Source organism: Streptomyces sp. NPDC052701, assembly GCF_040678355.1.
Lineage (GTDB): Bacteria > Actinomycetota > Actinomycetes > Streptomycetales > Streptomycetaceae > Streptomyces.
On record NZ_JBFATO010000001.1, the window covers coordinates 233128 to 257821 of the forward strand.

23 protein-coding genes are annotated in these 24694 nt (G+C 73.6%); 16 read left to right on the forward strand and 7 right to left on the reverse strand.

Annotated features, from left to right (window positions below; all coding sequences use genetic code 11):
* Window positions 1-41 precede the first annotated feature (41 nt).
* The 6 genes from AB0L29_RS00870 to AB0L29_RS00895 all read left to right on the forward strand — a co-directional run bounded on the left by AB0L29_RS00870 (window position 42) and on the right by AB0L29_RS00895 (window position 5549).
* Complete coding sequence (locus tag AB0L29_RS00870) at window positions 42-989, forward strand: LysR family transcriptional regulator (protein WP_365821892.1); 948 nt, start codon at window positions 42-44, stop codon at window positions 987-989.
* A gap of 157 nt (window positions 990-1146) precedes the next feature.
* On the forward strand, window positions 1147-1569 hold the full coding sequence (locus AB0L29_RS00875; RefSeq protein ID WP_365821894.1) for a CBS domain-containing protein: 423 nt from the start codon (window positions 1147-1149) through the stop codon (window positions 1567-1569).
* 252 nt (window positions 1570-1821) lie between these two features.
* A complete protein-coding gene (locus AB0L29_RS00880; protein ID WP_365821896.1) occupies window positions 1822-2889 on the forward strand; it encodes a glucose-1-phosphate thymidylyltransferase in 1068 nt (355 codons plus the stop codon).
* On the forward strand, window positions 2886-3875 hold the full coding sequence (rfbB, locus tag AB0L29_RS00885) for a dTDP-glucose 4,6-dehydratase (protein WP_365821898.1): 990 nt from the start codon (window positions 2886-2888) through the stop codon (window positions 3873-3875). The genes AB0L29_RS00880 and rfbB overlap by 4 nt, the downstream gene beginning before the upstream one ends.
* Window positions 3872-4759, forward strand: a complete 888-nt coding sequence (gene rfbD / locus AB0L29_RS00890) for a dTDP-4-dehydrorhamnose reductase (RefSeq protein ID WP_365821900.1) — start codon at window positions 3872-3874, stop codon at window positions 4757-4759. The genes rfbB and rfbD overlap by 4 nt, the downstream gene beginning before the upstream one ends.
* Window positions 4746-5549, forward strand: coding sequence for a class I SAM-dependent methyltransferase (locus tag AB0L29_RS00895; RefSeq protein ID WP_365821902.1), 804 nt, complete (start codon window positions 4746-4748; stop codon window positions 5547-5549). The genes rfbD and AB0L29_RS00895 overlap by 14 nt, the downstream gene beginning before the upstream one ends.
* Here AB0L29_RS00895 and rfbC read toward each other — a convergent pair.
* Window positions 5539-6147 carry a dTDP-4-dehydrorhamnose 3,5-epimerase gene (gene rfbC, locus AB0L29_RS00900; RefSeq protein ID WP_365821903.1) on the reverse strand — a complete coding sequence of 203 codons (609 nt, stop codon included), beginning with the start codon at window positions 6145-6147 and terminating at the stop codon, window positions 5539-5541. The genes AB0L29_RS00895 and rfbC overlap by 11 nt on opposite strands.
* 4 nt (window positions 6148-6151) lie before the next feature.
* Window positions 6152-8092 (reverse strand): glycosyltransferase family 2 protein, encoded by a 1941-nt coding sequence (locus AB0L29_RS00905; protein ID WP_365821905.1) that lies wholly within the window; start codon window positions 8090-8092, stop codon window positions 6152-6154.
* 469 nt (window positions 8093-8561) lie between these two features.
* On the opposite strand from AB0L29_RS00905, the gene AB0L29_RS00910 reads away from it, so the two are divergent.
* On the forward strand, window positions 8562-9062 hold the full coding sequence (locus AB0L29_RS00910; protein ID WP_365821907.1) for a metallophosphoesterase: 501 nt from the start codon (window positions 8562-8564) through the stop codon (window positions 9060-9062).
* 316 nt (window positions 9063-9378) lie between these two features.
* On the opposite strand, the gene AB0L29_RS00915 is transcribed toward AB0L29_RS00910, so the two are convergent.
* Window positions 9379-10155 carry a calcium-binding protein gene (locus AB0L29_RS00915; RefSeq protein ID WP_365821909.1) on the reverse strand — a complete coding sequence of 259 codons (777 nt, stop codon included), beginning with the start codon at window positions 10153-10155 and terminating at the stop codon, window positions 9379-9381.
* Between the two features lie 665 nt (window positions 10156-10820).
* On the opposite strand from AB0L29_RS00915, the gene AB0L29_RS00920 reads away from it, so the two are divergent.
* Window positions 10821-11426: a lytic polysaccharide monooxygenase gene (locus AB0L29_RS00920; protein ID WP_365821911.1), complete on the forward strand. Its 606-nt coding sequence runs from the start codon at window positions 10821-10823 to the stop codon at window positions 11424-11426.
* A gap of 518 nt (window positions 11427-11944) precedes the next feature.
* Here AB0L29_RS00920 and AB0L29_RS00925 read toward each other — a convergent pair.
* The gene (locus AB0L29_RS00925) at window positions 11945-13198 is read right to left on the reverse strand and encodes a YncE family protein (RefSeq protein ID WP_365821913.1); all 1254 of its coding nucleotides are present in this window, start codon (window positions 13196-13198) and stop codon (window positions 11945-11947) included.
* A gap of 185 nt (window positions 13199-13383) precedes the next feature.
* Here AB0L29_RS00925 and AB0L29_RS00930 point away from each other — a divergent pair, with 185 nt between their 5' ends.
* Window positions 13384-14049, forward strand: a complete 666-nt coding sequence (locus tag AB0L29_RS00930) for a TetR/AcrR family transcriptional regulator (RefSeq protein WP_365821915.1) — start codon at window positions 13384-13386, stop codon at window positions 14047-14049.
* A 293-nt stretch (window positions 14050-14342) separates the two neighbouring features.
* Here AB0L29_RS00930 and AB0L29_RS00935 read toward each other — a convergent pair whose 3' ends face one another.
* Together AB0L29_RS00935 and AB0L29_RS00940 are read right to left on the reverse strand one after the other, a co-directional pair.
* Window positions 14343-14708, reverse strand: coding sequence for a nuclear transport factor 2 family protein (locus AB0L29_RS00935; protein ID WP_365822665.1), 366 nt, complete (start codon window positions 14706-14708; stop codon window positions 14343-14345).
* A gap of 185 nt (window positions 14709-14893) precedes the next feature.
* Window positions 14894-16648 carry an ABC transporter ATP-binding protein gene (locus tag AB0L29_RS00940; RefSeq protein WP_365821917.1) on the reverse strand — a complete coding sequence of 585 codons (1755 nt, stop codon included), beginning with the start codon at window positions 16646-16648 and terminating at the stop codon, window positions 14894-14896.
* A gap of 184 nt (window positions 16649-16832) precedes the next feature.
* Here AB0L29_RS00940 and AB0L29_RS00945 point away from each other — a divergent pair, with 184 nt between their 5' ends.
* From AB0L29_RS00945 to AB0L29_RS00965, 5 genes are all read left to right on the forward strand, one after another.
* Window positions 16833-17918 (forward strand): S-(hydroxymethyl)mycothiol dehydrogenase, encoded by a 1086-nt coding sequence (locus tag AB0L29_RS00945; protein WP_365821919.1) that lies wholly within the window; start codon window positions 16833-16835, stop codon window positions 17916-17918.
* The gene (locus AB0L29_RS00950) at window positions 17918-18547 is read left to right on the forward strand and encodes an MBL fold metallo-hydrolase (protein ID WP_365821921.1); all 630 of its coding nucleotides are present in this window, start codon (window positions 17918-17920) and stop codon (window positions 18545-18547) included. Before AB0L29_RS00945 ends, AB0L29_RS00950 begins: the two co-directional genes overlap by 1 nt.
* An 84-nt stretch (window positions 18548-18631) precedes the next feature.
* Window positions 18632-19549: an SDR family oxidoreductase gene (locus tag AB0L29_RS00955; protein WP_365821923.1), complete on the forward strand. Its 918-nt coding sequence runs from the start codon at window positions 18632-18634 to the stop codon at window positions 19547-19549.
* Between the two features lie 282 nt (window positions 19550-19831).
* Window positions 19832-20527 carry a L,D-transpeptidase gene (locus tag AB0L29_RS00960; RefSeq protein ID WP_365821925.1) on the forward strand — a complete coding sequence of 232 codons (696 nt, stop codon included), beginning with the start codon at window positions 19832-19834 and terminating at the stop codon, window positions 20525-20527.
* 180 nt (window positions 20528-20707) lie between these two features.
* Complete coding sequence (locus tag AB0L29_RS00965; RefSeq protein ID WP_365821927.1) at window positions 20708-20893, forward strand: hypothetical protein; 186 nt, start codon at window positions 20708-20710, stop codon at window positions 20891-20893.
* 302 nt (window positions 20894-21195) lie between these two features.
* Here AB0L29_RS00965 and AB0L29_RS00970 read toward each other — a convergent pair whose 3' ends face one another.
* Window positions 21196-22566 carry a S1 family peptidase gene (locus tag AB0L29_RS00970; RefSeq protein WP_365821929.1) on the reverse strand — a complete coding sequence of 457 codons (1371 nt, stop codon included), beginning with the start codon at window positions 22564-22566 and terminating at the stop codon, window positions 21196-21198.
* Between the two features lie 252 nt (window positions 22567-22818).
* Here AB0L29_RS00970 and AB0L29_RS00975 point away from each other — a divergent pair, with 252 nt between their 5' ends.
* Both AB0L29_RS00975 and AB0L29_RS00980 read left to right on the forward strand, forming a co-directional pair.
* Entirely contained in the window at window positions 22819-24042 is a 1224-nt protein-coding gene (locus AB0L29_RS00975) for an aminotransferase class I/II-fold pyridoxal phosphate-dependent enzyme (RefSeq protein WP_365821931.1), read from the forward strand.
* A gap of 102 nt (window positions 24043-24144) precedes the next feature.
* The gene (locus AB0L29_RS00980; protein ID WP_365821933.1) at window positions 24145-24537 is read left to right on the forward strand and encodes a PPOX class F420-dependent oxidoreductase; all 393 of its coding nucleotides are present in this window, start codon (window positions 24145-24147) and stop codon (window positions 24535-24537) included.
* The last annotated feature ends 157 nt before the right edge of the window (window positions 24538-24694 follow it).

Here is a 24694-nt window from a genome sequence, read left to right on the forward strand (position 1 = left end):
CATAGGGATCCCTATGGAGGCGTTGCCCTAGGCTCGGACCCGTGAGCCACCACGACCCGCACGGTTCCCCAGGGCCCGGCCCGGGCGTCCCCGCGCCGCCCGACCTCAATCTCCTGCGCACCTTCCTGGCCGTGTACCGCTGCGGGTCCTTCACGGCCGCCGCTCGTCTCCTGGGCCTGTCGCAGCCGACCGTGACCACCCAGATCCGCGCCCTGGAACGGCAGACGCGCCGCGAGCTGTTCGAGCGGCTGCCGCGCGGCGTCGCGCCGACCGCGGTGGCCGACGAGCTCGCCGCCCGGATCGCCGGACCGCTCGACGCGCTCGCCGCGGCCACCGGGCACGGCTCGCCCGCGCGGGCGCGGCCCGAGCCGGTCCACCTGGGCGGGCCCGCCGAGCTGCTGTCCACCCGTGCCCTGCCCGCCCTGGCCCCGCTCGTCACACGGGGAGTGCGGCTGCGGGTCACCACCGGGCTGACCGACCCGCTGCTCGACGAGCTGCGCGCGGGCCGCCACGACCTGGTGATCGCCACGACCCGGCCGCGCGGCCGCACCCTGTCGGCCGTGCCGCTGACCGACGAGGAGTTCGTGCTGGTGGCCGCGCCCGTCTGGGCCGACCGCGTCCGGGAGCGCCTGGCCGCCGAGGGACCCGCCGCCCTGCACGACGTGCCGCTGATCAGCTACGCCGAGGACCTGCCCATCGTGCGCCGCTACTGGCGGCACGTCTTCGGCAGGCGCCTGACCTGCCGGGCCGCCGTCTCCGTACCGGACCTGAGGGCGGTTTCGGCCCTGGTGGCGGCGGGCGCCGGTTTCAGCGTCCTGCCCCGCTACCTGTGCGCCGACCAGCTGGCGTCCGGCGCGCTGGTCCTCCTCGGCGAACCCGCGGACGCGCCGATCAACACCGGCTTCCTGGTCCAGCGGCCCGGCACCCCGGACAACCCGCACGTCGCCCTCGTACGCGACCGTCTGCTCCGGGCCGGCCGTAGCTGGTGACCGAGGCGGCCCGCCGGGTACCCGGAACACCGTCAAGACGGAGAAATCCGAGCGAAGCCGAGGAGACCTGCGCAAATCCCGCAGACCGGGGATCCTGCAGACCGGGAGAGCCCGGGGAACGCAGGGACACCGAGGCGCACCGAGAGAGAGGGACATCATGGTCCAGCACATCCGCGACATCATGACCAGCGCCCCGGTGACCGTCGAACCGCAGACGTCCGTCGCCCAGGTGGCCCGCATCATGCGCGACGAGGACCTCGGAGCCGTCCTGGTCACGGACGGCGACGAGCTGCGCGGCCTGGTCACCGACCGCGACCTGGTGGTCCGCTCGATCTGCGAGGGCGGCGACCCGGAACAGACCACCGTGGCCGGCGCGTGCAGCGAGGACCTGGTGACCGTCACGGCCGACGAGGACCTCGACCAGGCGATCCGGCTCATGCGTGAGCACTCCGTGCGCCGCATCCCGGTCGTCGACGAGGAGCGGCACCCCGTGGGCATCGTCTCCCTCGGCGACCTGGCCATGGAGCGCGACCCGGAGTCGGCGCTGGGCGACATCAGCGTGGCCAAGCCCAACACCTGACCTCGGTACGGCCCCCGCCACCCCGGTCCCGCCCGCGCCCCGGACGAGGGGCGCGGGCGGGACCGTCGTACGGCCCGGCGGTGAACCGCGGTGCCCGGAAGGCCGGTTGGACTGGGCCAGGGCCCGCCGGCGGATCCGGAGGGCGACATCACCAGGGGCGAGGACTGGCGGCGACGTGGGCGGGAAGCTGCCGTAATCAACAAGTAAACAAAGCTTGTTCCGTTCCGCCGGAGTGCGGCTAAGGTGAGGCAGATGAAGGCTCTCGTGCTCGCCGGCGGCGCCGGAACACGGCTCAGGCCGATCACCCACACATCGGCCAAGCAACTGGTGCCCGTGGCCAACAAGGCCGTGCTCTTCTACGGGCTGGAGTCCCTCGCCGAAGCCGGTGTCACCGAGATCGGCATGATCGTCGGGGACACCGCGGCCGAGATCGAGGAGGCGGTCGGCGACGGCTCCCGGTTCGGCCTGAAGGTCACCTACATCCCGCAGGAAAAACCCCTGGGGCTGGCCCACGCGGTGCTGATCGCCCGGGACTACCTCGGCGACGACGACTTCGTGATGTATCTGGGCGACAACTTCATCGTCGGCGGCATCACCGACCTCGTCGAGGAGTTCCGCCGGACCCGGCCCGACGCCCAGATCCTGCTCACGCGCGTGGCCGACCCGCGCGCCTTCGGCGTCGCCGAACTCGACGCCTCCGGACAGGTGATCGGGCTGGAGGAGAAGCCCGAGGACCCCAAGAGCGACCTCGCCCTGGTCGGCGTCTACCTGTTCACGCCCGTGATCCACGAGGCGGTGCGCGCCATCGAGCCGTCCTGGCGCGGCGAACTGGAGATCACCCACGCCCTCCAGCACCTGATCGACGCCCACGCCGACGTGCGCTGCACGATCATCCAGGGCTACTGGAAGGACACCGGCAACGTCGGCGACATGCTGGAGGTCAACCGCATGGTCCTGGAAGGCGTGGAGCGCCGGATCGACGGCCGGGTGGACGACGGCTCGCAGGCCATAGGCCGGGTCGTCGTCGAAGAGGGGGCCCGGGTCGTCAACTCACGCATCGTCGGGCCCGCCGTCATCGGCTCCGGGACCGTCGTCGACAACTCCTACGTCGGGCCCTTCACCTCCATCGCGGAGAACTGCCGGATCACCGACAGCGAGCTGGAGTTCTCCATCGTGCTGCGGGACTCCTCGATCCGCGGCGTCGGCCGGATCGAGTCCTCGCTGATCGGCCGGCACGTCGAGGTGACACCGGCCCCCGGTGTCCCCAGCGCACACCGCCTCGTCCTCGGAGACCACAGCAAGGTGCAGATCCATTCATGAACCTCCTCGTCACCGGCGCCGCCGGGTTCATCGGCTCCCGCTACGTCCGCATGCTGCTCGACTCCGACGCGCCGGACGCGCCGGACGCGCCGCGCGTCACCGTGCTGGACAAGCTCACCTACGCGGGAACCCTGGACAACCTCCGACTCGACCATCCCAGGCTGGAGTTCGTGCGGGGCGACATCCGCGACGCCGAACTCGTCGACAAGCTCGTGGCCGAGGCGGACCAAGTGGTGCACTTCGCCGCCGAGTCCCACGTGGACCGCTCGATCCTCACCGCCTCCGACTTCGTCCTCACCAACGTGGTCGGCACCCAGACCCTGCTGGACGCGGCCCTGCGGCACGGCCTGACGACCTTCGTGCACGTCTCCACCGACGAGGTGTACGGGTCGGTCGGGACCGGCTCGGCCACCGAGGAGTGGCCGCTGCGGCCCAGCTCCCCGTACTCCGCCTCCAAGGCCTCCTCCGACCTGCTCGCCCTGGCCTACCACCACACCCACGGCCTGGACGTGCGGGTCACCCGCTGCTCCAACAACTACGGCCCGCACCAGTTCCCCGAGAAGGTCATCCCGCTGTTCGTCACCAACCTCCTCGACGGCGGGACGGTGCCGCTGTACGGTGACGGCCGCAACGTCCGCGACTGGCTGTACGTCGACGACCACTGCCGGGGCGTCGACCTGGTGCGCACCAAGGGCCGGCCCGGCGAGGTCTACAACATCGGAGGCGGCACCGAGCTGACCAACAAGGAGCTCACCGGCCTGCTGCTGCAGGCCTGCGGCGCGGACTGGGACCGGGTCGAGTACGTGGCGGACCGCAAGGGCCACGACCTGCGCTACTCCGTCGACTGGAGCAAGGCCCGCGACGAGCTCGGCTACCGCCCCCGCCACGACTTCACCGCCGGCCTGGCCGAGACCGTCGCCTGGTACCGGGACAACCGGGCCTGGTGGGAGCCCCTGAAGCGGCGCGTCGCCGAGGAGCGCGCGTGAGGTGGCTGGTCACCGGCGCGGGCGGCATGCTCGGCCGGGACGTCGTCGACGAGCTCACCCGGCGCGGCGAGCACGTCACGGGCCTGGACCGCGCCGCCCTGGACGTCACCCGGCCCGAGGCCGTCGGGGCCGCCGTGGCGGACCGGCGCCCCGACATCGTGGTCAACTGCGCCGCGTACACGGCCGTCGACGACGCCGAGAGCGACGAGGAGCGCGCGCTGCGCGTCAACGGCGACGGCCCGCGCCTGCTGGCCCGCGCCTGCGCCGCGCACGGCGCCCGCCTGATCCACGTCTCCACCGACTACGTCTTCTCCGGCGACGCCCGCACCACCCCCTACCCGGAGGACCACCCCCCGGCCCCGCGCACCGCCTACGGCCGCACCAAGCTCGCCGGGGAGCGGGCCGTGCGCGAGGAGCTGCCCGGGGCGAGCGTGATCCTGCGCACCGCCTGGCTCTACGGCGCCCACGGCACCAGCTTCGTGCGCACGATGATCGGTCTGGAGGCCCGCCGGGACACCGTGGACGTCGTCGACGACCAGCGCGGGCAGCCCACCTGGAGCGCGGACGTCGCCGAGCGGATCGCCGACCTCGGCCCCCGCGTCGGATCCGGCGCGCACGGCGTCCTGCACGCCACCGGCTCGGGCGAGGCCACCTGGTACGACCTGGCCCGGGAGGTGTTCCGCCTGATCGGCGCCGACCCGGAGCGGGTCCGCCCCACCACCAGCGCGGCCTTCGTGCGGCCCGCGCCGCGCCCCGCCTACAGCGCCCTAGCGCACGGCCGCTGGCAGGAGATCGGCCTGCCCCCGCTGCGCGACTGGCGCGCCGCCCTGCACGAAGCACTGCCCAGCATCCGCAAGGAGAGTCCTCTTCGTGAAACGCCATGAGTTCCTGCGGGAACTGCACAAGGTCAGCGCCAACCGCAACTACCTGGAGATCGGTGTCAACGACGGCCGCAGCCTGCGGCTGTCCCGCGTGCCCAGCATCGCGATCGACCCCGCCTTCAAGGTGGTCACGGAGCTGAAGTGCGACGTCCACCTGGTGAAGGCCACCAGCGACGACTTCTTCGCCCGCGACAACCCCCTGCAGCACCTCAAGGGCGGCCGGCACCCGCTGCGCAACCTGCGCCGCGGCCGCAGCCCCTTCGGCTACTGGCGGCGCACCACCCTGGACCTGTCGTTCATCGACGGCATGCACCTGTTCGAGTACGCGCTGCGCGACTTCATGAACGTCGAGAAGCACTCCGACTGGTCCAGCGTGATCGTCTTCGACGACATGCTGCCGCGCAGCGTCGACGAGGCGGCCCGCGACCGGCACACCGACGCCTGGACCGGCGACGTCTACAAGATCACCGAGATCCTGGCCCGGTACCGCCCCGACCTGGTGACCGTCCTGGTCGACACCCGCCCCACCGGCCAGCTCGTGGTCTTCGGCGCCGACCCCGGGAACACCGTCCTGCGCGACAAGTACGACGAGATCGTCGCCGAGTACGAGGTGCCCGACCCGCAGAAGGTGCCGGAGGCGATCCTGGAGCGGGCCGGGGCGGTGCCGCCCCAGGCGCTGCTGGAGGCGGGCTTCTGGCGCCCGCTCGCCCAGGCCCGCAACCGCGGCCTGCCCCGTTCCGTCGGCTGGGAGCCCCTGCGCCGGGCCCTGCGGCAGGTCGGCGTCAGCCGCTGAGCCGCCTGCCGCGCAGCTCCTCGTAGTACGCGCGGCAGGCCTCGTACGACGGCAGCAGGCCCGTCCGCTCGGCCTCGGCCAGGGACGGCGCCTGCTCGTCCTTCGGCGACAGCACCGGCGTGATGTCCTCGGGCCACTCGATGCCGAGCGCCGGGTCCAGCGGGTGCACCCCGTGTTCGCGTTCCGGCGCGTAGCCCGTCGAGCACAGGTACACGACCGTGGTGTCGTCGGTCAGCGCCATGAACGCGTGCCCGAGGCCCTCGGCGAGGAACACCGCGCGCCGGGTGTCCTCGTCGAGCCGTACGGCCTCCCACCGCCCGTAGGTGGGCGAGCCCACGCGCAGGTCGATCGTCACGTCCAGGGCGGCGCCGCGCACGCAGGTGACGTACTTCGCCTGGCCGGGCGGCACGTCGGCGAAGTGCACCCCGCGCAGCACGCCCCGGCGCGAGATCGAGCAGTTGGCCTGCGCGAGCTCCAGGTCGTAGCCGACGGCCTCGCGGAACTCCGCGCCCCGGTACCACTCGTGGAAGCTGCCCCGGTCGTCCGGGAACACCTCGGGTTCCAGCACCCAGGCGCCTTCCATCCCCAGCGGTCGCATCAGGTCACCGTCCTGCGGACGTGACGCGGTGCCGGGCGGCGGCGAGCACGCGCCGTGCCCTGCGGACCAGCCGGCGTGCGGGGCCGGGGCGCGGCACCGGCACCACCCGCACCACGCCGCCGCGCGCGCCCCGCCCGCCGCGCAGGGCGAACGGCAGCCCCGTGAAGCGCGGTTCGGCCGCGTCCGGGGCGAGGCACAGCGCGGCCCGCCACACCCCGCGGGCCCGGGCGGAGGGCAGGGTGGCCGTCAGCAGCGCCCGGCCCTCCCCCGGGGCGGGGGACAGGGTGCCGGACACCTCCACGGACCTGCCGCCCGCGGTGAGCCGCAGCCGCACCCCGGTGTCGCCCGGCACGTGCAGCGGCAGCAGGGCGCGCAGGCGGTCGCCGGAGACGGTGGCGTCCGTGGGCTCCGCCCGGCCCAGCCCGAGCCGCCTGCCGCGGACCCCGGCGTCCAGGGAGAGATTGCCGTGCGGCTCGGTCCAGTAGGGCAGGACCGGGCGGCCGCGGACGAGTGCGGCGTGCGGTGCGGGGCGGCTCGCGCGCGGCGCCGGACCCAGCCGGCACTCCTTCGTCCAGCCGCCCAGCCTGACCCGGACCACGGCGTCCCAGACACCGTCGCCCGGCAGGGCGGACGGGTCGACCGCGGCCGTCGCCCGCAGCACCAGCCGGACCCGTTCGCCGTCCCCGACGGGCACGGTCTCGCGGGTGAGCTGCACGGGCTGGAAGTACTGGGCGGCGCTGGCGCGCTCGCGCAGCAGCAGGTCCGCCGTGGCCTGGCCGAAGCGGGCGGCGGTCTCCGCCTCCACCCACGCCACGGCCTCCCGGACGTCCTTGGGCGTGTCCTCCAGCGGGGTGCGGGCGGCGTCGGCGGGGAACGTCATGGGCTCACCGGACGAGGCGTACTCGGCGGTGAAGCCGATCCGCAGCGTGCCGCCGTCCCACGTCACGCCGCCGGGGGCCGTCTTGGGCGCGACACCGGCCTCCCACTCGGCGAAGGCCACCACGTCGTCGTACCGGTCGGCGGCGGTCAGCGCGGCGACGACCTGCTGCGTCGGCTGCAGTCCGGCCGCGACGCCGGGCCCGAAGCGCTCGACGACGACCTTGTGGATCTCCGCGAACAGCTCCCTGCGGTAGTCGTCCGGCAGTACGAGCAGACGCCGGCCGCGCAGCCGCTCCACCATCTCCACGCGCAGCCAGCGCCGGAAGAGCCGGTCGCGCACCGGACCCGGCTCGGTGTGGCGCTCGACGACGTCGAGCGCCTCGCGCAGGTTGGCGAAGTAACCGACGGGGTCGAAGCGCTGGAAGCCGGCGTTGGAGGCGTCGTCGCGCCGGACGTGGTAGTAGCAGACGTAGTCGCTGAGCACGGAGACGTTGTCCGCGCGCAGGAACGCCTCGGCGACGAAGACGTGGTCCTCCAGACGCCGCCGGCCCTCGGGGAAGCGCAGGCCGATGCGGTCCAGGAACGCGCGGCGGAACATCTTGTGCGGGGTGAGGCTGTCGATGAGCGGCGCGTTCTCGACGGTGGCCCGCGGGTGGTTGCGGCGGAAGAGCTCCACCGGCACCCCGCGGTTCCTGCCGGCCATCTTGCCGACGACGACGTCGGCGCCGTGGGCCACCCCGTAGTCGTACATCCGCTCCAGGGCCTCGTCGCCGAGGTAGTCGTCGTTGTCGACGAACATCACGAACTCGCCCCGGGAGGCCTCGATGCCGACGTTGCGCGGCTTGCCCGACCAGCCCGAGTTCTCCTGGTGGATGACGCGCACCCGCGGGTCCTCGGCGGCCAGGGCGTCCAGCCGGGCCGGGGTCGCGTCGGTGGAGCCGTCGTCGACGTAGATCACCTCGTACTCGTCGGGCGGCAGGGACTGCCTCTGGAGCGAGGCGATGCAGTCCTCGATGTAGGCGCCCGGGTTGTAGACCGGGACGATGACGCTGACCTTGACCGGCATCGGGATTTCAGGGCCCTTCGGGTCGTTTGCCGTTGACGTGCTGGTTGGCTGCGCGTTGCCTGATGCTAACCCTGCGGGGCGCTCCGTCTCACCCGCCGGCCGGTGCCGAGACCGTGCCGTGATCATTCCAGGCGCGCTGCGGCCCGGACGGCCGCACCCCTCATGTCCGCCTGTCCGCAGGTCAGTTGGCGAAGCCCCCGCCGGACGCGGACGGTTCGCCCCCGGTCGGCCGCGAGGCCGGACCGGCCGGTCCCGCGCCACCGTCCCGCGCGCACGTCCGTGCGGGAGCACACCCCCTGGGCGTGCTGTCCCGGGACGCCCTGCGCGCACTCCCGCCGCACCGGGCGCCGACCCGGGTACATCCCCGTACGGGGGCCGGCGCCCGGTGCGCCGGGAGCACGCACCCGACGCCGCGGGGCCCGCCCTCCGGCGGACGGCGGGAGTCCGACGACAGGCCTAGGCTGGATCCGTGCGTCTGCTCCTGATGTCCGACACCCACCTGCCCAAGCGCGCCAGGCAGCTGCCCGCCGGGCTGCTGGCGGAAATCCCGGACGCGGACGTCGTCCTGCACGCCGGGGACTGGGTCGACACGGCCACCCTCGACCTGCTGGAGGACCGCTGCCGCCGGCTCGTCGGCGTGTACGGCAACAACGACGGGCCGCAGCTGCGGGCCCGGCTGCCCGAAGTGGCACGCGTGGAACTCGGCGGCCTGCGCTTCGGCGTCGTCCACGAGACGGGCCCCGCCCAGGGGCGCGAGGCCCGCTGCGCGGCCCGCTTCCCCGACCTGGACGTCCTGGTCTTCGGCCACAGCCACATCCCCTGGGACAGCACCGCGGCCACCGGCCTGCGCCTGCTCAACCCCGGCTCCCCGACCGACCGCCGCCGCCAGCCCTACTGCACCTACATGACGGCCACGGTCACCGGCGGCCGGCTGGAGGACGTCGAGCTGCACCGCCTGCCGCGCCGCTAGGGCTGTGACCGCACGGGTTCACCGGGTTGGGTCCCCGGTCCGGTTGACGCGGCGGCCCACCGCGATGATCTCCTGCTGGTCGGCCTGCCGGGTCTCTACGGGATCGGGCAGGCCGAGCAACGTGGAGACTCGCGCCCGCGCCGGCCGACGGGTTCGACGGTCCGGTTCCGCCGGGTCACCTCGTGTCGCGCGGGGACCTGCCGTCCGCGGCGTCCGCGGTCAACGCGGCTCGGGCGGCGGGTCGCCGACGGCGGTGGCCCGGCGCCCGCGACGCTGTTCGCGCCGCGGGCCGGGGCCTTCGGGCAGGGAGGCGCACTCACGGGAGGACGATGTTGCGGCCGGGTCCGCCTTCGAGGGCGTCCTCTCCGGCGCCACCCCAGACGAGGTCGTCGCCGCCTTCGCCGTCCAGCGTGTCGTCGCCGGGGCCGCCGAGGACGATGTCGCGGCCGTCCCCGCCCATGGCGTGGTCGTCGCCGGGGCCGGCGTGCACGGTGTCGTCACCGCCGTAGCCCTCGATCATGTCGTCGCCCCGGCCGCCCCACATCTGCTGGTTGCCGCTGTCACCCATCAGGTGGTCCATGCCGTCGCCGCCGTGCAGGGCGGCGGGTCCCATGACCATGTCGTTCCCCGCGCCGCCCAGCACCGTGCGTGCGGTGTGGGCGTGCAGTTCGTCGTCGCCGGGGCCGCCGCTGACGGTGCCGACCCCGGGGGTGAAGGCGGCGATCGTGTCGTTGCCGTCGCCGAGGAAGACGTCGATCCTGTCGGGCCGGGGGCTGTCGGCGGGCAGTTCGCAGACGACGGAGGTGGTGTCCTCGGCTCTGGAGTACGCACAGTGGTCGCCCGGTTCGAGCGGGACCACGTCGCTGAAGCCGATCCGCCGGATCCCGTCGCTGGTGTACATGGAGAATATGTTGAGGTTGTTGGTCTGCCCTGCGGCGGCGGTGAAGACGATCGACTGAGTGGCCCAGTCGGCTCCGACGCGGGCCTTCGCCTCGGTGGCGGCGGCTGCCGGGCCGACGGCGAGACCGGCGGCGAGGCCGGCGGTGAGCAGGGTCACGGCGACCGCGCTGACGGCGGCTCGGTTTCGGTTCACGAGACCTCATCTCGGTGGAGTGACGGTGGACCGACCTGCTTGGCGTGGTGCTGCCGGGGACCGGGCGGACCCGGTCGTGAAGGCAGTCTCCCCTGCTGGTCCGGATCTGCAAGACCGCGAACTGACGCGGCGTCATGGTAAGCCGATGTCCCTCCGGATGTGAGGGCCGGGCTTCTTCGGCCAGGCATGGTCCCGCTGCGTGCCATCGGCCGCGTTCCCCGCCCGATGCGCCCTGCAGTCACAGCTCCTGCCAGGCGACTTGCCCGGCGAGGCCGACTCGGGTGTACGGAGGCGCACCATCGGGACCTGGGATCTCGCGTGGTGTGGAACCGGACCGCCCTCACGCCGGAACCAGGTCCCGTCGCCGTGCCGCGAACGCCCCTCCCCGGCATCGCCCCGCACACCGGTCCAGGCCGCATCCTCGCTTTCCGGTCCCGGGAACGGTTCTGGCTCCTGACTCCCGGCTCACGGCAGATTCCCTGCTCGCCGCCCGCCCCTGTGATCAACTCCGTTTGTTTCATTGACATTTCACTCAGAAGACCTACCGTTGGGAGCGCTCCCATAACAGCCTTGCAACTGGAAGGAGTTCCCCCCACATGCGCAAACAGAGTCCGTTAACCGGGCGTTCGCGGTCGTCCCTCCGCCGGCCTCTCCAGGTGCTCGTCATGCTGTTCGCCGTGGTTGTCGGCGCACTGACCTGGTCGGCCCCCGCCCAGGCGCACGGCACCATCGTCAACCCCGCCTCCCGCGCGTACCAGTGCTGGAAGACGTGGGGCAGCAACCACACGAACCCGGCCATGCAGACCGAAGACCCCATGTGCTGGCAGGCCTTCCAGGCCAACCCCGACACCATGTGGAACTGGATGAGCGCGCTCCGCGACGGCCTCGGTGGCCAGTTCCAGGCGCGGACCCCCGACGGGACGCTCTGCAGCAACAACCTCTCGAGGAACGCCAGCCTGAACAAGCCCGGGCAGTGGAAGACGACCAACGTCAGCAACAACTTCACGGTCCACCTGTACGACCAGGCGTCCCACGGTGCCGACTACTTCAAGGTCTACGTGAGCAAGCAGGGCTTCAACCCCAAGACCCAGACCCTGGGCTGGGGCAACCTCGACTTCATCACGCAGACCGGCCGCTTCGCCCCGGCGCAGGACATCACGTTCCCCGTCCAGACCTCCGGCTACACCGGACACCACATCCTGTTCGTGATCTGGCAGGCCTCGCACCTCGACCAGGCCTACATGTGGTGCAGCGACGTGAACTTCGGCTGAGCCGGGGAGCGCCGCACACGGCACCGGCCTCTGCCGGGCGCCGGTAACCCGCCGCCCGGCCGACCGAGCCCCGTCGGGGCAGGGGACCCCTTTGGTCACCCTGCCCCGACGGGGCCTCCTGCGCTCCTAGTGCTGTGACCGGGAACCTCTGCCGGGCCGCTCGTTGTGCTGGATGTCAGGACGGCGTGTGGCAGGGGGGCGGGTACGGCATCACCGGTGAGGGTTCGCCGGCCGACCGGGCAGGAGGGGCAGAAGCTGCAGCGGATCGTTCGGCGGGCGAGCACCGGTTCGGCGCGGTTCCGGCGGGCGATGACGCCGCCGGCCTCGTCGGGCAGGTCCCGGCCGAGGCGCTGCGCCGGGCGGGCGCCCGGGGTGCGAACCGGTGCCCCGTTTCCGTGCCGGGGCCCCGGCGGACCCGCCGGGCGCGGCCCGCGCCGGGCCGGCGCGGGCCGCGGAAGGGACCGGACGGAAGGCCGGACGGAAGGCCGGGCAGGAGGCCGGCCGGGGCCGGCCGCTGGTCAGCCGGCGGACGGACCGCTCCAGTCGGCCGCCACCCGGCCGAGCCGCACGCGTTGCGGATGGTCGCCGACCGGCACGGACACCGTCTTGCGCCCGGTGGCGAAGTCGATGGCCGTGACCCGGTCGGCGCCGCTCTCGGAGACGACGCAGGCCTTGCCGTCCCCGCTGACGGTCGCCCAGTAGGGTTTGGAGGCGGTGACGAGCGGGCCCTGCTGGAGGGTCGTGCGGTCGACGACCGTGGCGTAGTCGTCCATGGTGCCCGCGACGCACAGTTTGCTGCCGTCCGGCTTCATCGTGATGCCGTGGTGGCGCGAGTCGTTGACCCAGGTGGTGCGGTCTTCGCTGGTGTCCGGGTTCTCGGGCAGCGTCTTCACCCGGGTGATCCGGTCCGTCGCGACGTCGTACTCCAGGAAACCGTTGAAGAACGAGACCTGGAAGTACAGCTTGGACTCGTCCGGCGAGAACACGGCGGGCCGGACGGCGTCGGAGTGGTCCTCCAGCCCGATCGCGTCCAGACGCTCGCGCATGTCGATGACCTTGACCTGCCGGTACGTCGTCGCGTCGGCGACCGTGATGCGCCGGTCGCCCTTCGTCCAGTCCAGCCACGGGGCGTCCAGGGCGGTGTTCACCTCGCCGATGGACATGTTCCAGATGTACCGGCCGTCCCGGCTGAAGACGTTCTCGTGCGGCTTGTCGCCGGTGGCGAACGAGCCGAGCTGCCTGCCGGTGGCGATGTCCAGCACGTGCACGGTGTTCGCGGTCGAGGCGGAGACCGCGACCCGGGTTCCGTCGGGGGAGACGGCCATGTGGTCGGAGCGGTGACCGGCCACCGGGAAACGCCAGTTGATCCGGCCGGTGGCCAGGTCGATGGAGACGACGTCGGCGAAGCTCGGCCGGGAGACGACCACCGATCTGCCGTCCGGTGTGGAGTACATGTCGTCGACGAGCTGGTCGTGTCCCTCGCCGACGCTGTTGCGGATGGCCGTGAAGTAGATCCACTTGATCGGGTCGGCCTTGATCTCCGCCAGCCGCTCCTCCTTGTCGGGGACGACGTCGACGCGGCCGATCCTCGCGAAGTCGCCGGTGGATTCGATGACGTCGGCGGTGCCGTCCCAGTTGTTGCCCACGAACAGCACCTCGCGCAGGGCGGCGGGGGAGCCGGGGGCGGCGGTGGCGGCGGTCGCGGGGGCGGTCAGGACGAGGGCGAGGGCGGCGGCTACGGAGCACAGGTACCTGGGTCGCGGGGCAGGCATGACTGCTCCCTCCTGTGGAGGCGGGGTCTCATGGCGAATCGTGATCGGAACATGCCAAAAACGGGCCCGGAATCTGAACAGGCGTGCTTTCACAGTGAACTTACTGCAAAGTAAGGAGATGGTGGCCTTCTCCACAAGACCGCGTACACGACAAAATCGACCAGCGACCGGGGCAGGGAGGGCGGGTGCAGGGCAGACTCAGGGCGCCGACCGGCCGTTACGCGGGCAAGTCCGCCGAGGAACGGCAGGCCGAGCGGCGCCGGCGCTTCCTGGACGCCGCGCTCCAGCTGTTCGGCGGCGCTCCGGGGTTCCGCTCCACGACGGTCGCGGCACTCAGTGAGGCCGCGGGCCTGTCGACCCGCCAGTTCTACGAGGAGTTCCGCACCCTGGAGGACGTGCTGGCCGCGCTGCACCTCCAGGTCAACGACTGGGCCGAGGAGGCCGTGCTCAAGGCGGCGGCCGGCGCCACCGGCCTGCCGCTCCCCGAACGCGCCGCGGTGATCTTCCGCGCGTACGCCGGGAACGTCGCGGCCGACCCGCGCCGGATCCGCATCACCTTCGTCGAGATCATCGGCGTCAGCCCGCGCCTGGAGGAACAGCGGCTCGCCCGCCGCGCCCGCTGGATCGGCCTCATCCGCGCCGAGGCCGAGGCGGCCGCGGCCCGCGGGGAGGCGGCCGTGCGCGACTACCGCCTGCCCGCGGCGGGCTTCATCGGCAGCGTCAACGGCCTCCTGCACGACTGGAGCGCCGGCTGGGTGGACGCGACGCTGGACGAGGTCGTGGAGGAACTGGTCCGGCAACTGCTGGGCATCCTGCGGCCGCCCGGCTGGCGTCCGCCGCGGGAGCCGTGACCGGCGCCCACGTCCCCGTACGGGGGGACCGGGCCCCGTGCGGACGGCCGAGCCGCTCTCCGGCGGCCTCCCCCACCCCGCCCGGACGCCCGGCGTACGCCTCCGCCGGGGCGGGCGGCCCTCGCCCCCGGGACGGCACACGGCGCTCGCCCCTCCTCGCGAGCCCCCGGCGGGGCTTACGGGTACGACGACTCCGGAGTGCGCCGCACGCTGATCCTCGACCCGGCCACCGGGGCCGTACCGGCCCCGGGCCCGGGCCGGCGGTGGTGGCCCGGGCCCCGCGCCCGTCCTTCCTACTCGTCCCAGGCCTGGATCAGGGTCTGCTCGGTGATCTTGCCGTCCCGCAGGGAGAGCATCGACTCGGACAGGACCCGGACCCCGTCGCGGTACTCGCAGGACTCGCTGTAGGCGGCCTGATCGCCCTGGACGACGCACCGCTCCAGCCGGTGCGTCATGTCACGGCTGTAGACGTCGCCGAGCATCCGGGCGATCTCGTCCCGGCCGTGCAGCACCTTGGGGTGGCTGGGCTGGGTGGTGCGGTCCACGATGCGGTATTCCGCGTCGTCGGCGTAGAGGGAGACGAGAGGCTCGGGGCTCCGGCTCTCTATCGCCCGGCGCAGGGTCTCGGTGTCGAAGGCGGGGTCCGCCGCGGTTGCCATCATGACCTCCTTCGGGGCCCCGGCCCGGTCGGGAGCGGGCCGCGCGGGGCCTCCCCTTTCGAGGCTCCTCCGGCCCGGCGGGCCCGGCAACCGCGGCCGCGGTCGCCGGGCCCGCAGGCGGGGGCGCAAGCCGCCCGGGCCGGGGCGGCCCCCGGCGCCGGTCGGTACGCGCCCGGCGCCGCGGCTCAGTCGTCCGCGCCCAGGAACTGGGTCGCGGCCAGCTCGGCGTAGAGCGGGTCGGCGGTCACGAGCTCGCGGTGGGTGCCGACGGCGCGGACCCGGCCCGCGTCCATCACCACGATCCGGTCGGCCGCCGTCACCGTGGACAGCCGGTGCGCGACGACGAGGACCGTGGTCGTGCGGGCCACGTCGGCGACGGTGTCGCGCAGGGCCGCCTCGTTCACCGCGTCCAGCTGCGAGGTGGCCTCGTCGAGCAGCAGCAGCCGGGGGCGGCGCAGCAGGGCGCGGGCGATGGCGACGCGCTGCCGTTCGCCGCCGGACAGCTTGGTGCCGCGGTGCCCGACGAGCGTGTCGAGGCCCTCCGGCAGCCGGGCGACGAGACCGTCCAGGCGGGTCGTCTTCAGCACCCGCGCGAGCGCGTCGTCGTCCGCCTCCGGGTTGCCCAGCAGCAGGTTGTCCCGCAGCGAGCCCGACAGGACCGGCGCGTCCTGCTCCACGTAGCCGATGGCGGCCCTCAGCCGGGGCAGCTCCCAGTCGGCGAGGTCGCGCCCGTCGAGCGTGATCTCGCCCGAGTCGGGCTGGTAGAACCGCTCGATGAGGGAGAACACGGTGGTCTTGCCCGCACCGGACGGGCCGACGAACGCCGTCATGCCGCGGGCGGGCACGGCGAACGTCACCCCGTGGTGGACGTACGCCAGGTCCTCGGCGTAGCGGAAGCGGACGTCGCGGAAGGCGACACTGGCGGGTTCCGCGCCGGGGGAGGGCAGCGGGGCGGGCCGGGCGGGCGGCTCGGCGGGCAGGCGCAGCGCCTCCTGGATGCGGGCGAGGGCCGCCGCGCCGGTCTGGTACTGCGTGACGGCGCCGACCACCTGCTGGATCGGCGCGATGAGGTAGAAGACGAACAGCAGGAACGCCACGAGCGTACCCACGTCGATGGCTCCGGTCGCCACCCGCGCCCCGCCCACCGCGAGCACCGTGATGAACGCGACCTGGATCGCCAGCCCCGCCGTGTTGCCCGCCGCCGCGGACCACTTGGCGGCGCTCACGCTCTGCCGCCAGGACTCCTCGGCGGCCTCGTGCAGCGTCCGCTCCTCCCGGGGCTCGGCGCCCGACGCCTTCACGGTGCGCAGCGACCCCAGGACCCGTTCCAGCGCGGCCCCCATCACGCCGACCGCCTGCTGCGCCTGCTTGCTCGCCCGGTTGATGCGCGGCACGATCACCCCGAGCACGACGCCCGCGCCCGCGATCACGGCCAGTGTGACACCGAGCAGCACCGGTTCGACCAGGCCCATCAGCACGACCGTCGCGACGAGCGTGAGGCCGCCGGTGCCCAGCCCGATCAGCGAGTCGGTGGTGACCGACCGCAGCAGGGTGGTGTCGGAGGTGATGCGGGCCATCAGGTCGCCGGGCTCGCTGCGGTCCAGGGCGGTGATCCGCAGCCGCAGCAGGTACGACGACAGGGCGCGCCGCGCGCCGAGCACCACCGACTCGGCGGTGCGCTGCAGCACGTACGCGCCCAGCGCGCCCAGCGCCGCGTTGGCGACGACCAGGGCAGACATCGCCAGCAGCGCGCCGGTGACGGCCCGGTCGTGCGCCAGGTCGTCGATCAGCCTCTGCGCCACCAGCGGCAGCATCAGCCCGGTCGCCCCGGTCACCAGCGAGAGCAGGGCACCCGCCGACAGGGCCCTGCGGTGCGGCCGTACGTACTCGAGAAGCAGCCGCCAGGCGGGCGGGCCGGTCTCCGTCGCTGCGATGCTCACGTCTCTCCCTCGGCGTCGGCGGAGCACTCAGGCTACGTCGGCGCCCGCGCCCGCGACCTGGGAATTCCGGTAGGGGACGGCCGGCCGGCAGGACGCGCGGCCGGCCGCCGCCCGGTCGTGCCGTTACCGATCGGTCACGCGTAGGGTCGAGGGGACGGAGACCGGTCGACGAAGGGGTCAGCAGATGGCGCAGGAAGTACGCGGCGTGATCGCACCGGGCAAGGGCGAGCCGGTGCGCGTCGAGACGGTCGTGGTGCCCGATCCGGGCCCGGGCGAGGCGGTGGTGAGGGTCCAGGCGTGCGGGGTCTGCCACACCGACCTGCACTACAAGCAGGGCGGCATCGGCGACGACTTCCCGTTCCTGCTCGGCCACGAGGCCGCGGGCGTGGTGGAGGAGGTGGGCCCCGGCGTGACGGAGGTGGCGCCCGGTGACTTCGTGATCCTCAACTGGCGTGCGGTGTGCGGCCGTTGCCGGGCCTGTCTGCGAGGGCGTCCCTGGTACTGCTTCGACACCCACAACGCGCGGCAGAAGATGACCCGCACCGACGGCACCGAACTCTCCCCGGCTCTGGGCATCGGCGCCTTCGCCGAGAAGACGCTCGTCGCGGCCGGGCAGTGCACCAAGGTCGATCCGGCCGTGTCACCGCAGGCGGCCGGGTTGCTGGGGTGCGGGGTGATGGCGGGGATCGGGGCCGCGCTCAACACCGGCGAGGTCGGGCGCGGGGACACGGTGGCGGTCATCGGCTGCGGCGGTGTCGGTGACGCGGCCGTGGTCGGATCGCGCCTGGCCGGGGCGTCGAGGATCATCGCGGTGGACATCGACGACCGCAAGCTGGAAACCGCCCGCGCGATGGGCGCCACGCACACCGTCAACTCGCGCGAGAGCGATCCGGTGGCGGCGATCCGCGAGCTGACGGGCGGTTTCGGCGCCGACGTCGTCATCGAGGCCGTCGGCCGCCCGGAGACCTACCGGCAGGCCTTCTACGCCCGCGACCTGGCGGGCACGGTCGTGCTGGTCGGTGTGCCCACCCCGGAGATGAAGCTGGAGCTGCCCCTGCTGGACGTCTTCGGCCGGGGCGGCGCCCTGAAGTCGAGCTGGTACGGCGACTGCCTGCCCTCCCGGGACTTCCCGATGCTGGTCGACCTGCACCTGCAGGGGCGCCTGGACCTGGAGGCGTTCGTCACCGAGACCATCGCCCTGGACGAGGTGGAGAAGGCCTTCGAGCGGATGCACCAGGGCGACGTCCTGCGCTCGGTGGTGGTGCTCTGATGGCCGCGCGCGTCGAACGCCTCGTCACCTCCGGGCAGTTCACCCTCGACGGCGGCACCTGGGACGTCGACAACAACGTGTGGCTGGTCGGCGACGACCACGAGGTCGTCGTCATCGACGCCGCCCACGACGCCGACGCCATCGCCGAGGCCGTCGGCGACCGCCGGGTCACGGCCATCGTCTGCACCCACGCCCACAACGACCACATCGGCGCGGCCCCCGCGCTCGCCGAGCGCACCGGGGCCACCGTCTGGCTGCACCGCGACGACCTGCCGCTGTGGAAGCAGACCCATCCGGACCGGGAGCCCGACGCCTGGCTGGTCGACGGCCAGGTGATCGAGGCCGCCGGCGCCGGCCTGCGCGTGCTGCACACACCGGGCCACGCGCCCGGCGCGGTCTGCCTGTACGAGCAGGGGCTGGCGGCCGTCTTCACCGGCGACACCCTCTTCCGGGGCGGCCCCGGCGCCACCGGACGCTCCTACTCCCACTTCCCGACGATCATCGACTCGATCCGCGACCGGCTGCTCACCCTCCCGCCCGGGACGAAGGTCCTCACCGGGCACGGGGACGCCACCACGATCGGCGCCGAGGCCCCCCACCTGCAGGAGTGGATCGCCCGCGGCCACTGACCGCGATCGACGGAAAAGACGACAGAAGATGTCCGGCTTACCCGGCACTCTCGGAACGGTCACGACAGCAACGGGAGGCCGGACATGCCGGAACAGCCGCTCAAGGGCAGGGTCGCCCTGGTCGCCGGGGCGACCAGGGGAGCAGGACGCGGGATCGCCGTCGAACTCGGGGCGGCCGGTGCGACGGTGTACGTCACCGGGCGCAGCACCCGCGCGCAGCGCTCGGAGTACGACCGCCCCGAGACCATCGAGGACACCGCCGACCTCGTCACCGAGGCCGGCGGCGAGGGCGTCGCCGTACCCACCGACCACCTCGACCCCGGCCAGGTCCGCGGGCTCGTCGACCGCATCGCCCGCGAACAGGGCCGCCTCGACGTCCTCGTCAACGACATCTGGGGCGGCGAGAACCTCTTCGCCTGGGACGCCCCCGTCTGGGAGCACGACCTCGACGACGGACTGAGGCTGCTCCGGCTCGCGGTGGAGACGCACGCCATCACCAGCCACCACGCCATGCCCCTGCTGCTGCGCCGCCCCGGCGGCCTGGTGGTCGAGGTCACCGACGGCACCGCCGACTACAACCGCGACCACTACCGCGTCTCCTTCTTCTACGACCTCGCCAAGGCGGCCGTCCTGCGCATGGCGTTCTCCCTCGGCCACGAACTCGGCCCGCGCGGCGCCACCGCCCTCGCGCTCACACCCGGCTGGCTGCGCTCGGAGATCATGCTGGAGCACTTCGGGGTGCGGGAGGACAACTGGCGCGACGCCCTGGACCGCGTCCCCCACTTCGCCATCTCGGAGACCCCGCGCTACGTGGGCCGCGCCGTCGCCGCCCTGGCCGCCGACCCGGACGTCGCGCGCTTCAACGGCGCCTCCCTCTCCAGCGGCGGCCTGGCCCGGGAGTACGGCTTCACCGACCTCGACGGCAGCCGCCCCGACGCCTGGCGCTACCTCGTCGAGGTCCAGGACGCGGGCAAGCCGGCCGACACCACCGGCTACCGGTGAGCCCACGCGCGCGGCGCGGACGGCCGCGGGTGGCGCGCCGCCCGGCCCGGCGGCAGCGCCGGGCCTCCCGCACGGCCGCGCAGGGGCCCTTCCGCCCCGCGCGCCGCCGCCCGGCGGGGCCTGCCGGTCCCCCGGGCGCCCCGCGTCCGCGGGGCGCCCGGGGGAGAGCGCCGCGTGTGCCAATGTCACCGTTTGGTCGCAGCCCGGCCGTCCTTACAACCGGTGGCCCCCCGCACCGGTCTAGTGGGCAGAGACACAGGGACGAGCAGGGAGGAACCCACCATGGGGGACGTACGCAGACGGGGAGCCGTCGCTCTCGGGATCACCGCGCTGGTGGCACCGCTCACACTCGCGCTCGGCGCCGCGCCGGCGCAGGCCGCGAGCTGCACCACACAGGCCGGCCCGTACCAGAAGCAGGTGGAGAAGTTCCTCGGCCGTCCGGTCGACGGCAAGCAGTCCGCCGCCGACTGCAAGGCCATCCAGGCCTTCCAGAACAAGCACGGCATCAGGCCGAACATCGGGTACGCGGGCCCCGTCACCTGGGGCGTGATGGACCTGATGAACAAGCAGAAGGCCGTGGGGAAGAACCCCAACAAGGACGGCAAGTGCCCGGTGAACAAGGGCCGCATCGCCTGCGTGAACCTCACCCTCCAGCTGAGCTGGATCCAGGACGGCGACAAGCTGGTCCACGGGCCGGTGCCGGTGCGCACGGGACGTGACGGGTACGAGACCCGCACCGGCCTGAAGAAGATCTACTGGCGCAACATCGACCACGTCTCCTCCATCTACGACGTGCCCATGCCCTACAGCCAGTTCTTCGACGGCGGGCAGGCCTTCCACTCGGCCGGCGTCAGCATGTGGAACCCGCCGGGCTCGCACGGCTGCGTCAACATGACCACGGCCGAAGCGAAGAAGTACTGGTCGCTGCTGAAGAAGGGCGACGACGTCTTCGTGTACGGCCGCAAGCCGGGCACCTGACCGGCCCGGAGACCCGGAGCCCCGGCGCGCGGCGGCGCGTCACGCTGCGGAGGGCCGGTTCCCGGGATGCCCGGAGGTGAACCGGCCCGCGTTCCCCGGCAGATGGACGTGATCAGCGACACGGTCCTTAATGTCCGTTTAGCTCCTGATTACTCACACCGCCTTCACCTCCGGAGCCGTATGCTTCACAGCATGTCCACCACTGTTGAACCCTCTTCCGAGCGATCGGCTGACGAGGTCAACGAGGAGATCCGGGCCCTGTGGCTCCGGTCGGGCGGGACGCTGAGCACCGAGCAGCGCGAGGAGTACCAGCGGCTCGTCCTGGAATGGGCAGCCGCCCGCCCGCAGCCGGTGAAGGCCGCCTGAGCACCTCGTAGGCCGACCGCCGCATCGCCCCGCTGTCCCGGGGCACCCCTGATCGGACGGGTGCCCTTCTCGCCTCTGGCCCCGGCCGGGCGGGCGGCCCGCCCCCCGCCCGCGCCGCGTTCCCCGTGTCCGCGGACGCCGTTCACCTCGTTCACCCCGTTGCCCCGCCGAGGCGCACGCCGCCCGGCGCCGGTCGCCGGCCGCCGCCGTGCTCCGGCCCTTCTCCACCCGGCGCTCCTCCGTCGTCCCGGGCCGCCGGGGGAGCGGTCGCGGCCGTGCCGCCGGAGCCCGGCCCCGGCGGATCAGCTCCAGGTCGCCGAGTAGTGCTGGCGGTACGCCTTGCGGTCCTGCTCCGACCTGATCCAGCGCGTGGCCACCAGCGCGACCAGACTGCCCGCGACGACCAGCAGACCGGGCCCGATGTTCCGGGGATCGGCCAGCCGGGACAGCAGCGTCGAGACGTCCGCGCCGCCCACCGGTGCCGGCGAACCCGGCCCGGTGACGCCCGGGGCGGCGGCACCCTGGCCGGCCGACGCGGACGGCGCCGGCGAGGGCGCGGAGCTCGCGCCGCCCCGCGCGGACACGATCAGCCGCATGCCCAGCTCGGACAGCGCCTTGGTCACCGGCTGGAAGTACGTCGTCCCGCCCGTCGTGCAGTCCCCGCTGCCGCCCGAGGTCACACCAAGCGCGATCCCCTCGGAGAACAACGGGCCGCCGCTGTCGCCCGGTTCCGCGCACACGTCGGTCTCGACGAGCCCGCTGACCGTGCCCTCGGGGTAGTTCACCGTCGCGTTGAGCGCGGTCACCTGGCCGTCGCGCAGCCCGGTGGTGCTGCCGCTGCGGAACACCCGCTGCCCCACGGCCGGGTCCGCCACCCCCGTGATCCGCACGCCCTTGCCGTCGCCCACCGCCACGACGTCGGCTCCCGCGCCCGCCCGGCCGCCGTCGTACTTCACCAGGGAGTAGTCGTCGCCGGGGAAGCTCCTGCCGACCGTCGTGCCGACCCGGTCCCGGCCCGCCCCGTCGGCGAACCAGACGGAGCCGTCCGGCCCGCAGTGCCCGGCCGTGAGGATGTACTCGCTGCGCCCGTCGGTCACGTTGAACCCCGCCGAACAGCGCCCGGCCGTCGACAGGATGGGCCGCGCCCCGTTCAGACGGGTCGTGAAGGTGCCCTCGGTGCGCTCCATGCGGACGAAGCCGCCGATACCGTCCGCGACCTCGGTCAGCCGCGACCAGTCGGCCGCGGAGACGGTGCTGTCCCCCCGTACCACCACCTCGTTGGAGCGGTAGTCCAGGGCCCAGGCCGTACCCGTCACCCGGGGCGCCGAACGCAGGGTCGCGGTCGCCGACTTCAGTTCGCGCATGCTGTGGCGCACCCTCTTCGCCTCGGCGCCCGCCCGCCGGACCTCGGCGGCCGCCTTCTCGTCGGTGACCGCCACGACCGTCCGCCCGTCCTCGTCGACCCAGCTGCCCGCCGTACGGGACGGGCCGAGCCGCTCCACCAGGTCGGCGCCGGTGTCGGCGGCCGCCCGGGCGGAGGAGTAGGGGACGGCGGAGACCTCGGGAGGCTCACTCGCCACGGCGCGTGTGACCATCGCGCCTCCGAGGAGGAGTCCGCCGACGGCCGCCAGCCGTGTCACTCGCCGGACGACCCGTCGTCGTGCGTGCCTCATGCATGGCTCCCGAACCTCAACAGCGCGGCGGCGACGCCGCGGGGCTCTCCTTGAGTCGAGCACCCCCCTTCCATACGGGCCCGGGCCCGCGGCCGTTCAGCCCGGCGGAGGCGATTTCGCGGACGGTCCCGGCGAGCGGTGCGGCTCCCGCCGCCCGGCCCCGGCCCGCCGCGGACGACCTCCGGCAACGCCCCGGCGCACCCGCCCCGCCTCGTCGTGCCCGCTCGCACCACGGCCCCCTATCGTGTGGCCATGACGAGGACCCCGCACGAGACGTCCGGCGAACCGAACCCCTTGCGCGCCCTCACCCTGGACCGGCTCAGGCGCCGTACGAGCATGAAGTGGCGCACCTACCCCGAGGACGTGCTGCCGCTGTGGGTGGCCGAGATGGACGTGCCGCTCGCCGAACCCGTCGTACGCGCCCTGACCGACGCGCTGGCGCTCGGCGACACCGGCTACCCCGCGGGCACCGCCTACGCCGAGGCACTGGCCGCCTTCGCGGACAAGCGGTGGGGCTGGGACGGGCTCGCCGTGGAACGCACCGCGATCGTGCCCGACGTCATGCTGGGCGTCGTCGAGATGCTCAAACTGGTCACCGGCCCCGGCGATCCGGTGGTGGTGAACCCGCCGGTGTACCCGCCGTTCCACCAGTTCGTGACGCACCTGGACCGCCGGGTGGTCGAGGCCCCGCTCGGCGCCGACGGCCGCCTCGACCTCGCCGCCCTGGAGGAGGCCTTCCAGCGGGCCGTCGCGGACCGGACGGGACTCCCCTCCGGCGCGGCGCGGCCGGGCTCCCGGGGGAGGGCCGCCTACCTGCTGTGCAACCCGCAGAACCCGACCGGAGCCGCGCACACCGCCGAGGAGCTGTCCGCCGTCGCCGCCCTCGCCGAACGGTACGGCGTGCGCGTCGTCGCCGACGAGATCCACGCCCCGCTCGTCCTGCCCGGCGCGGACTTCGTGCCCTACCTGAGCGTGCCGGGCGCCGAGCGCGGCCTGTCGCTGATGTCGGCGTCGAAGGCGTGGAACCTGGCCGGGCTCAAGGCCGCGCTCGCCCTCGCCGGGCCCGGGGCCGCCGCCGACCTCGCCCGGCTGCCCGAGGAGGTCGGGGACGGCCCGAGCCACCTCGGCGTCATCGCCCACACCGCCGCCCTGCGCGACGGCACCGCCTGGCTGGACGCCCTGCTGGCCGGCCTCGAGGACAACCGGCGCCTGTTCGCCGGCCTGCTGGCCGAGCACCTCCCCGCGGTCCGCCACCGCCCGGGCGAGGCCACCTACCTCGCCTGGCTCGACTGCCGCCCGCTCGGCCTCGGCGACGACCCCGCGCAGGTCTTCCTGCACCGCGGCCGGGTGGCGCTCAACTCCGGGCTCCCCTTCGGCACGGGCGGCGCCGGGCACGTACGGCTGAACCTGGCCACCCTGCCCGAGGTGCTCACGGAGGCGGTACGGCGGATGGCGGCGGTCGTGCGGGGCGAGTGAGCGGCGGGCCGCGCCGTGCCCGCGCGGACCCGGCGCGGCGAGAGTGCGTGCGGGGCGCCGCGGGGCAGGCGGGAGGTCGGCGACAGGCCTAGACTGCCCGCCATGGACGACACCCCCTTGGACCGGCTCGGCGCGGGCAAGTACCTGCTGCTCACCAGCTACCGCAGGAACGGCACACCCGTCGCCACCCCGGTGTGGGTGGTGCGCGACGGGGACGCCCTCGGCGCGTGGACCGCCGCCGGCTCCTGGAAGGTGAAGCGGATACGCAACCGGGCCGACGTACTGGTCGGCCCGTGCGACCTGCGCGGCAACCCGACCGGCGACCAGGTCCCGGCCATCGCGGAGATCTGCGACGCGGCCACCACCGCCCGCTACCGCCGGCTGATCGCCCGCAAGTACGGTCTCACCGGCCGGCTCACCCTGCTGGGCAGCCGGCTGCGCAGGGGCCTGGACGGCACCGTCGGGATCCGGATCATGTTGATGCCCCGCGTCTGAGCGAGCGTTTTCCGGCGGCGGGGGCGGGTGCCCGGGCGACGGCCACCGAATGCGACGGTGCCCGCGCCCTCACCGCCGGCCCGGCGGCCGGCCACAGCTTCGGGACGGGCCGGGCCGTGCGCACCGGGGAGCTGATTCCCCGGCCCCGGGCCGGGTG

What these genes read in the sequence shown, in the direction of transcription:
- AB0L29_RS00975 (WP_365821931.1), top strand. Translation starts at nt 22,819, where the DNA reads ATGACGAGGACCCCGCACGAGACGTCCGGCGAACCGAACCCCTTGCGC.
- AB0L29_RS00980 (WP_365821933.1), top strand. Translation starts at nt 24,145, where the DNA reads ATGGACGACACCCCCTTGGACCGGCTCGGCGCGGGCAAGTACCTGCTG.
- AB0L29_RS00875 (WP_365821894.1), top strand. Translation starts at nt 1,147, where the DNA reads ATGGTCCAGCACATCCGCGACATCATGACCAGCGCCCCGGTGACCGTC.
- rfbC (WP_365821903.1), bottom strand. Translation starts at nt 6,147, where the DNA reads ATGCGACCGCTGGGGATGGAAGGCGCCTGGGTGCTGGAACCCGAGGTG.
- AB0L29_RS00920 (WP_365821911.1), top strand. Translation starts at nt 10,821, where the DNA reads ATGCTGTTCGCCGTGGTTGTCGGCGCACTGACCTGGTCGGCCCCCGCC.
- AB0L29_RS00970 (WP_365821929.1), bottom strand. Translation starts at nt 22,566, where the DNA reads ATGAGGCACGCACGACGACGGGTCGTCCGGCGAGTGACACGGCTGGCG.
- AB0L29_RS00960 (WP_365821925.1), top strand. Translation starts at nt 19,832, where the DNA reads ATGGGGGACGTACGCAGACGGGGAGCCGTCGCTCTCGGGATCACCGCG.
- AB0L29_RS00955 (WP_365821923.1), top strand. Translation starts at nt 18,632, where the DNA reads ATGCCGGAACAGCCGCTCAAGGGCAGGGTCGCCCTGGTCGCCGGGGCG.
- AB0L29_RS00925 (WP_365821913.1), bottom strand. Translation starts at nt 13,198, where the DNA reads ATGCCTGCCCCGCGACCCAGGTACCTGTGCTCCGTAGCCGCCGCCCTC.
- AB0L29_RS00965 (WP_365821927.1), top strand. Translation starts at nt 20,708, where the DNA reads ATGCTTCACAGCATGTCCACCACTGTTGAACCCTCTTCCGAGCGATCG.
- AB0L29_RS00945 (WP_365821919.1), top strand. Translation starts at nt 16,833, where the DNA reads ATGGCGCAGGAAGTACGCGGCGTGATCGCACCGGGCAAGGGCGAGCCG.
- AB0L29_RS00935 (WP_365822665.1), bottom strand. Translation starts at nt 14,708, where the DNA reads ATGGCAACCGCGGCGGACCCCGCCTTCGACACCGAGACCCTGCGCCGG.
- AB0L29_RS00950 (WP_365821921.1), top strand. Translation starts at nt 17,918, where the DNA reads ATGGCCGCGCGCGTCGAACGCCTCGTCACCTCCGGGCAGTTCACCCTC.
- AB0L29_RS00905 (WP_365821905.1), bottom strand. Translation starts at nt 8,092, where the DNA reads ATGCCGGTCAAGGTCAGCGTCATCGTCCCGGTCTACAACCCGGGCGCC.
- AB0L29_RS00880 (WP_365821896.1), top strand. Translation starts at nt 1,822, where the DNA reads ATGAAGGCTCTCGTGCTCGCCGGCGGCGCCGGAACACGGCTCAGGCCG.
- rfbB (WP_365821898.1), top strand. Translation starts at nt 2,886, where the DNA reads ATGAACCTCCTCGTCACCGGCGCCGCCGGGTTCATCGGCTCCCGCTAC.